This window comes from Bacillus sp. S4 (assembly GCF_040838205.1).
GTDB lineage: Bacteria > Bacillota > Bacilli > Bacillales > Bacillaceae_G > Bacillus_A > Bacillus_A cereus_U.
In genome coordinates this window covers 1-7,706 of record NZ_JBFPJI010000152.1, presented here as the reverse complement: position 1 = coordinate 7,706, position 7,706 = coordinate 1, and the positions used below count along the sequence as shown (strand labels likewise).

Genomic DNA, 7,706 nt, shown 5'->3' with positions numbered 1-7,706 from the left:
GTATAAGAGTATGAGAAATGCATTTGTAACTCAAATTTATCAAAAGAAAATATTCTTTCAGAAGAATTAAGATTTATTAAAAATAGAAAAGAAGGTTTTGTAATGAAAGGGTTATTTACGGGAAGATTTGAAGGATATTCATTGGGACATTTTCAAAAGGATCTTCTTTCAGGAATGATTGTTGGAGTTGTTGCGATTCCGCTTGCTATGTCTTTTGCTATAGCTTCTGGTGTTAAGCCAGAGTATGGGATTTATACAACATGTATTGCCGGGATACTTATTTCGCTATTTGGTGGTTCAAAGTACCAAATTGGAGGGCCTACAGGTGCTTTTGTTCCGATTCTTTTAGGGATTGTAATTACCTATGGCTATGAAAATTTACTACTTGCTGGTTTATTAGCTGGAATTATCTTATGCCTTATGGGAATTTTTAAACTAGGATCTTTAATTAAATTCATTCCACGTCCTGTAACAATTGGCTTTACGTCAGGTATTGCCGTCAGTATCTTTACGGGACAAATTGCTAGTTTTTTAGGTTTAACAGGTATAAAAAAGCATGAGGAATTTTTAGCGAATCTGAAGGAAATTTTTACTCATATCGGTACTACCAATTCTTACAGTGTCATAATTGCTTTGATTTGCTTTTTTGTTATACTCATAACACCAAAAATTTTTCCAAAAGTACCAGGTTCATTAGTAGGCGTTGTTATTTCAACTTTAATTGCAACTGTATTTTTCTCAGGTCATGTACCTACTATTGGTACAGCATATGGTACGATTCCAAACACACTTCCTCAGTTTGATATACCAGAAATTACAGTAGAGCGTATAAAACAGTTAATTGGTCCTGCATTTGTTATTGCAATGTTGGGTGGTATTGAATCTCTATTATCCGCCGTCGTGGCAGATGGTATGACAAATAGTAAACACAACAGTAACAAAGAGCTTATTGGCCAAGGAATTGCCAATATTGTTACACCGTTATTTGGAGGAATTCCGGCAACTGGAGCAATTGCCCGCACAGCAACCAATATTAAGAGTGGAGCTGTATCTCCGATGTCGGGTGTTATCCATGGGGGATTTGTGCTATTCACGCTTCTACTGTTAGCTCCATATGCTTCACATATTCCGCTTGCTAGTATGGCTCCCATTTTAATGGTGGTAGCTTGGAATATGAGCGAACAAAAACATTTTTATCACATACTTAAAATGAAGACAGGAGACTCTCTTGTATTACTGGTAACATTTTTACTTACTGTATTTACCAGTTTGACAACAGCTGTGGAGATCGGTCTTATTTTAGCTATTATTTTGTTTACAAAACGTATGAGTAATATGCTAGTCATATCTAAAGTGCTTCCTGATCATACAAAAAAGAATGAAAAATTGTTACCACATGTGGTAAATAAAGCTCATGATTGCCCACAAATTAGTATTTACACAATAGAAGGGCCATTATTCTTTGGGGCTACTCAAACATTTGAACAAAATATTTTAGCGACTATTCATTATAAACCTAAAGTTTTAATTTTACGTATGGGAAAAGTTCCTTTTATTGATACCACAGGAGAGTCTTACTTTAGGAATATTGTTCAGCATTTTAAAAAACAAGGTGGCGTACTTCTCATTTCAGGAATTCAATCAGAGCTAAAAGTAACTCTAGATAAGAATGGATTGTATGCTGAGATTGGGGAAGAAAACTTTTTTGATCATACCGGGGAAGCCATTAACTGTGCTTTAGGACATTTGAATACAAAAAAATGTATAGGGTGTAAGCATTTCGCTTTTCATGAATGTACCGGGCTTTCTCAGCGATCTCAGGAAGTGAATACAATAAAGAATAAGGCAAATGCATTAGATTTTTAAAAAATTCACTTCACATACAAAGTTTGTTTGATTTGATTTACTCTTTTAATCCTTTTATTAAAAAATAGAGAAGGAGAAAGTTTGTTTTGGAGAATGCGGAGAAGATTTTTACAAGGTGTGAACAAGAAGGTTTTTCATACATCCAACAAATGATTATCAAACAGCAAGAAGAAAATATCTTCCTTACATTTAAACGAAAAACGGATTATACAAACAGTATCCTTTCAAAAGATGATAAAAAGAATTATGAAAAAAATGTCTCGTTTTTTTCTCATGTTTCTGGTGGTGTAATTATATGGGGAGTAGCTTCGAGTAAAAATATAGATGGTGTTAACATAGCTAAAAAAATCCAACCTATCTCTAATGGAAAAGCGTTTTTAAGTAATCTAAATTGTTTATTTCCAAAAGATTTTATTGCTATAAACCCGGATGTTAAAAACATATATATTCCTTTTCCTAAAGAAACAAACAATGGATTTGTAATCACATATGTTCCGGGGAACAACTATCTGTTAAGCCTTAATAACTATTATACAAAGACCAGGGATAACTTTGTAATGATGATGGGGCAGATTCTTTTAAATGATGTGTTAAAAAATAGAAGACTATGAAGAAATTCATTATAAATCATGGATATAGAGGAGAATAAATAATGTCTGAATTTAAAGATCAAGTATTAAATGTGTTAGAAGAAGTATGTGAAAATGATATCGTAAAAGAGAACCCAGATGTGCAATTATTTGAAGAAGGAATTCTAGATTCTTTTGGTACAGTGTCTTTATTAGTAGAATTTCAAGAACGTTTAAACATCGAAGTGTCTATTTCTGACTTTGACCGTGATGAATGGGCGACACCGAACATGATTATTAAGAAATTGAAAGATATGAGATGAAAATAGGTGTTTGAGATACAGATAAGAAACACTTCTCAAAATTAAAGTTTGTAATTACTAGTCTTACAAATCTGTAAAAGGAAATTGAAAAATAATGCTTATCTATTCAAATGAATGATAACAAGTGGAGGAAATAAAAATATGTCTAATTTACCCAATTGCCCAAAATGTAATTCAGAGTACACTTACGAAGATGGAAATCTTTTTGTTTGCCCAGAATGTGCCCATGAGTGGACTTTAGAATCAGAAACTGAAAATAGTGAAGATACAAAGGTAATTAAAGATGCAAATGGAAATGTTTTAAGCGATGGTGATTCTGTAACAGTAATTAAAGACCTTAAGGTAAAGGGAACTTCATTAGTCGTAAAAATAGGTACAAAAGTAAAAGGTATCCGTTTAGTTGATGGAGACCATGATATTGATTGCAAAATTGAAGGTTTTGGAGCTATGAAATTAAAATCTGAATTTGTTAAAAAGGTATAAATGCGATTTTAATGCAACAGAACTAATTTGAATTAATTGTTTAAGGCCAATAGATGTACAACATTTTTAGGATAGAATTCAAATAACTTTTATAATAGAAAGACCTCATTCATGATAAGTATTCTTGAATGAGGTCTTTCTATTTTGTGACATTATCTCGAACATACCCGTATATTTTTTGAAAAATGATGCGGGAATATGCTAGAAACATAAGAAGCGAAATTCCTTAACGTGGGAAAATGGGTATTCCGCATGGTGAAATTGTCTTAGCGTGGGTTTTATGTCATTCTGTTGGCGGTACCCCATGCCCATCAACTTAAGAATTTTATAACACCCCAGGCTGAAAATTTCGTGTGCTTTTGATAGAAAACGGATTAAATTTTCGTTTTGGGGTATTTGCTTTTCTTAGCTTGATGGTGATGTAAGGTGACCCCTAATAAGTACCCGCTGCTCTTTTCCTCATAGAATATGTTTTCAAATTTAGTTTTGTAAAATGATTAAATTCCTCAACAAATACCCATAAATTTATTTTTATATAGTGCTGCATATTTGTTTCCTGTTGCTTCAGCCGGCATATTATCAGACTGAGCAAATGAAAGGTAGTAGCATCCCTTTCATTTTCAGTTTCATAATAGTGTACGGGGAAAAACTTTATTATTTTACCCCGTATACTACAACCACATCCTCGAACGAATCTAAGTTCCAACGTATCGTAGATTCAACTAGTAATTAACAGAATTATTATCTAGTAATAATTCCACAATTGCATTTACTTGTTTATTAGGAGCACTATAGTAAACTTCTAATCCTCTTCTAACATTCATAATTAATTTTTGAGATTTCATTTTCGATAAATGTTGGGAAACAGTAGATTGAGGGATACCCAGAATATCTACAAGTTGATTTACATTACATGTTCCTCTTGTAATTAATTCTTTCAAAATTGTAATACGCATTGGATGAGCTAATGTTTTTAAAATTTCTGCATTTTCTACATAATTAGTCACGTTCTACATCCCCTTGTTAATTAGTTTTAATTAAACTCTATTAAAAGTCTGGTAAGTGAAATTTCATTTTCCTGCTTTTACAGAGATTATGCTGCAGCATTTTTTCGATTTAATTTATATTTTGATTCGTCAACATAACCCGGTATGCTCCAGACGCCCTTATTCTCTTTTTTTCACTTGCATTTCTACTTCCTTTAATTCATCTAAAAATGTTGTATTTGGCTTTTTCACATAAGAAATAATTCCAAGACCTTCTTTAATGATTTCTTCTTGGACTAACTTTCCGTCACAAATTATGTAACCTAAGTACCGTCCAAAATGATCTTTTTTATCACCTTTACCGCATACAATTTCAACATTTTTTCCTTCTAATAATGATTTAGCGAAATTAGAGGCTTTCCTACCATATGCTTGTACTGGGTAGTTTGGCTTAACCTACTCAACGATGTCTAGTAGGAGAGCTCTGACCTTTATTTGACGTTCACTTTTATCTACAATATTTGATTTAGATAAGGAGTCTTTATCCAGGATCACTACATATGTATCTCCATCTGATACTTTTTTGACTTTCCCTTTCACACTTTCTAATTCATTCGTTTCTATCTTCTTTTGATAATCTGATAGTATAAGGCTTAATGCGTTTTCTTTAGATTTAGAAGGGGTTTCAACCTTATTCTTTACCATTTGATCTTGTGTGCTTTCAACGCTACTAGGAGCACGGTAGGAATTCGCTCTTTTTTGAGACACTCGTAAAAAATTCAAGGCAAATCCAATCATGTTGTTGAGTTTGCTTTGAGAAGTCAGCTCATTTTTTCGTTTTGGGATTGATCTGTTTTCTTAATTTGATCGTGATGGGATCGAGCCCCTTCATGCACTTTACAAACAAAACGAAGTCTTTCGCAAGACTCCGTTTTTGCTTGCTTAACAGGAATTACAACCATTAATAGGGATTGCTTAAACCCTATTAATGGTTGTATCGACTTATTTTATATTTTTTTTAACTTTGCAACAGAACCCTTGGATTTCATCCTTTCCAAACCGCGTCAACAACGTTTTTTGGTATTGAAACTATGCATATGATCAAGAAGGGACAAACTCTTCAAGGGGAGAAGTCTGTTCGAAATCACATACAACTTATCAATACGCTCTTCGGTCTCATTGCATAACAGTGGATTCCTAACAGCATCTGTCGCTCTCTTTTCAAATTCGATTATATTTGCACTCAAACCGAACCTTACCTCTTATCCCATGAGAAATCGGATGCTGTCTTTTCCAAAGTACATTCTAATGTCTCTAATTCTGTAAGTCCATATTTTCTATTTAGTGCTTGCAATATTAACCAGTCTGATACATGAATATTACTACTTAAAAATGGCCCATGTAAATACGTACCTATCAGATTTTTGTACAGAAGTCCTTCCTTTTTTTCTGTTACATTATTCCCATATCCCTGTAGAACTTGACCGAGACAGTCAAAAGAATGGAATGTTTGGCCACTATGATTTTCAAAACCCACTATTCTTCCGAATTTTTCAGATTGTACTCTTACATTCCCTACTAATCGACCCACTGAACCCATGTCCTTACATGATGTATAAAATGGTAATATTCCTAGGCCTTGTATGATATCACTGTTTGCAGTTTCATAATAATCTCCTAAAAGTTGATATCCTCCACAAATACAAAGTGCTGCTAAACCATCCTCTATTGCTGCTTTCAATTCTTTTCGAATTGAAAGCAATTGTTCTTGAACTATTTGTTGTTCATTGTCACTCCCTCCCCCAATAAAGATTAGATCAGCCTGAGATACAGGATAATCTTTTACTTGTTCCACATAATGAATATCGGCTTCTATTCCTCTCCATTCTAATTGCTTTTGTAGAATGGTTACATTCCCGCGATCGCCATATAAATTAAGCGTATTGGGGAAGTAATGATAGATGATCAATTTTTTCATAGTACCTCCAGATGTTAAAAACGTAATCGGGCCTTATATATAAATTCTAAGGAAAGTACCCAATTTATATCTTTATTTTTAGTGTCAACTCTCTATTCGGTGTATTTGAAATCTATATACGCTCACCAAACGTATATAGATACCATCTTATTTATGATGGGGACGCCGTTCCCTTAGTGCTTAAATATTGCCGGGCAGTATTTAACCCTGTGTAATTACTAATTACGGACGTTTCATTCCCTGCTGCAATGCTATTCTGTATGGCAGCAGAAATATTTGAGATAACTTTTATCCTATTCACAGAAATCCCCGCGTATTTTAAACGCACTGCAAGGTCATGGGCACGTGTTCCTGCACAAATTATATGGCTTACATTGGAGTTTGCTAATAGTTCATAATCTACATCCCAAATCCAAGAGATATCTTTCCCATCAGCAAGCAAGTCATTTAAAATAAAAACATATTGTGTAATGTTTTTATTTTGTATGCAATAATCTATCGTACAGTTCATCCCTTGTGGATTTTTAGCTAAGTTTAGATGGTATATATTTTGTGCAATGAGAAACTGTTGCATACGTCCATTGCTCGTGTGATATTCTCTTAATCCTTTGTGAATTTGCTCATAACTAAAACCTAAAAATTCTCCAGTTTTTATAGCCGTTAGCATATTATATGCATTGTATTCACCCTTCAAATTGGAAGTATAGGATTGATTTTGTATAGTAATCGTTAAGTTATTTTGTGATTGAATTGAAGTAACCTCAACATCTAATACGGGACTACTCATGGAGCACGAACAATAATATTTTCCAAGGTGTCCATAGTGAGTATATATATATTTCAATAGCCGGCCACAACAACAATAGACGGCATCTCTAATATTACTTTTATGAAAATTCCCTACATTTTTCTTTAAACCAAAATACATGGTTTTATGCTTTTCTTTAGTAAAATGTCTACTATATGGATCATCACCATTTAATAGCAAGTGAGCATCGCTAGAATGAATAGCGGTTTGTACTTTTGAAATCAGCGTATTGATTTCTCCATAACGATCCAGCTGATCTCGAAAGATATTTGTTACAACAATCAATTGAGGCTGTATTTGTTTCAGAACTTCGGTCATTGTCAATTCATCGACTTCGAGAACCGCTACTTTCACACCTTGTATTTTCCCGCTTATATTGCTTTTTTTTATAAAAGCAGAAGTGATTCCCTCTAATAAGTTAGATCCTTCTATATTACTGATATATTCACTTTTATTGGATTTAAAAATGGAAGAAACTAAATTACAAGTTGTTGTTTTTCCATTTGTACCGGTAATCAAAACCACGGTTTCCACCTGTGACGCTAATTTTTGTAATGCATTCTTATATAAGTAATTCAGAATTTTCCCTGGAATATTAGATCCATTAAAACCTAATTTTTTACTACTATATCCCGCTAACTTTCCAACTATTAATCCTATATAAAATAACAATATTAATCACCTTCCTTACTT

General features: G+C 33.3%; 8 protein-coding genes and 2 pseudogenes. 5 read left to right on the top strand and 5 right to left on the bottom strand.

What is annotated here, in order from left to right; genetic code table 11:
• The first annotated feature begins 102 nt into the window (after positions 1-102).
• The 4 genes from AB3X48_RS14450 to AB3X48_RS14435 all read left to right on the top strand — a co-directional run bounded on the left by AB3X48_RS14450 (position 103) and on the right by AB3X48_RS14435 (position 3,241).
• A complete protein-coding gene (locus tag AB3X48_RS14450; protein WP_367959693.1) occupies positions 103-1,866 on the top strand; it encodes a SulP family inorganic anion transporter in 1,764 nt (587 codons plus the stop codon).
• A gap of 86 nt (positions 1,867-1,952) precedes the next feature.
• The gene (locus AB3X48_RS14445) at positions 1,953-2,477 is read left to right on the top strand and encodes a hypothetical protein (RefSeq protein ID WP_070128693.1); all 525 of its coding nucleotides are present in this window, start codon (positions 1,953-1,955) and stop codon (positions 2,475-2,477) included.
• A 41-nt stretch (positions 2,478-2,518) separates the two neighbouring features.
• Positions 2,519-2,758, top strand: coding sequence for a D-alanine--poly(phosphoribitol) ligase subunit DltC (gene dltC, locus AB3X48_RS14440; protein ID WP_002035156.1), 240 nt, complete (start codon positions 2,519-2,521; stop codon positions 2,756-2,758).
• 141 nt (positions 2,759-2,899) lie between these two features.
• Positions 2,900-3,241, top strand: a complete 342-nt coding sequence (locus tag AB3X48_RS14435) for a zinc ribbon domain-containing protein YjdM (RefSeq protein ID WP_088099290.1) — start codon at positions 2,900-2,902, stop codon at positions 3,239-3,241.
• Between the two features lie 722 nt (positions 3,242-3,963).
• On the opposite strand, the gene AB3X48_RS14430 is transcribed toward AB3X48_RS14435, so the two are convergent.
• From AB3X48_RS14430 to AB3X48_RS14420, 3 genes and pseudogenes are all read right to left on the bottom strand, one after another.
• Positions 3,964-4,248, bottom strand: coding sequence for an ArsR/SmtB family transcription factor (locus AB3X48_RS14430; protein ID WP_000186505.1), 285 nt, complete (start codon positions 4,246-4,248; stop codon positions 3,964-3,966).
• Between the two features lie 159 nt (positions 4,249-4,407).
• Positions 4,408-4,620, bottom strand: a pseudogene (locus tag AB3X48_RS14425) (thermonuclease family protein); the annotation flags it as partial.
• Positions 4,621-4,683: 63 nt separating this feature from the next.
• Complete coding sequence (locus AB3X48_RS14420) at positions 4,684-5,025, bottom strand: hypothetical protein (RefSeq protein WP_229183356.1); 342 nt, start codon at positions 5,023-5,025, stop codon at positions 4,684-4,686.
• Positions 5,026-5,303: 278 nt separating this feature from the next.
• Here AB3X48_RS14420 and AB3X48_RS14415 point away from each other — a divergent pair.
• A pseudogene (locus AB3X48_RS14415) lies at positions 5,304-5,414 on the top strand (IS6 family transposase); the annotation flags it as partial.
• Positions 5,415-5,482: 68 nt separating this feature from the next.
• Here AB3X48_RS14415 and AB3X48_RS14410 read toward each other — a convergent pair.
• Positions 5,483-6,205 carry a type 1 glutamine amidotransferase gene (locus AB3X48_RS14410; protein ID WP_002130343.1) on the bottom strand — a complete coding sequence of 241 codons (723 nt, stop codon included), beginning with the start codon at positions 6,203-6,205 and terminating at the stop codon, positions 5,483-5,485.
• A 151-nt stretch (positions 6,206-6,356) separates the two neighbouring features.
• Positions 6,357-7,685 carry a MurT ligase domain-containing protein gene (locus AB3X48_RS14405; RefSeq protein WP_016103628.1) on the bottom strand — a complete coding sequence of 443 codons (1,329 nt, stop codon included), beginning with the start codon at positions 7,683-7,685 and terminating at the stop codon, positions 6,357-6,359.
• Between the last annotated feature and the right edge of the window lie 21 nt (positions 7,686-7,706).

Bases quoted from the DNA above. Each gene is read 5' to 3' on its own strand.
- AB3X48_RS14410 (WP_002130343.1), bottom strand. From the start codon at position 6,205: ATGAAAAAATTGATCATCTATCATTACTTCCCCAATACGCTTAATTTA.
- AB3X48_RS14450 (WP_367959693.1), top strand. From the start codon at position 103: ATGAAAGGGTTATTTACGGGAAGATTTGAAGGATATTCATTGGGACAT.
- AB3X48_RS14420 (WP_229183356.1), bottom strand. From the start codon at position 5,025: ATGATTGGATTTGCCTTGAATTTTTTACGAGTGTCTCAAAAAAGAGCG.
- AB3X48_RS14435 (WP_088099290.1), top strand. From the start codon at position 2,900: ATGTCTAATTTACCCAATTGCCCAAAATGTAATTCAGAGTACACTTAC.
- dltC (WP_002035156.1), top strand. From the start codon at position 2,519: ATGTCTGAATTTAAAGATCAAGTATTAAATGTGTTAGAAGAAGTATGT.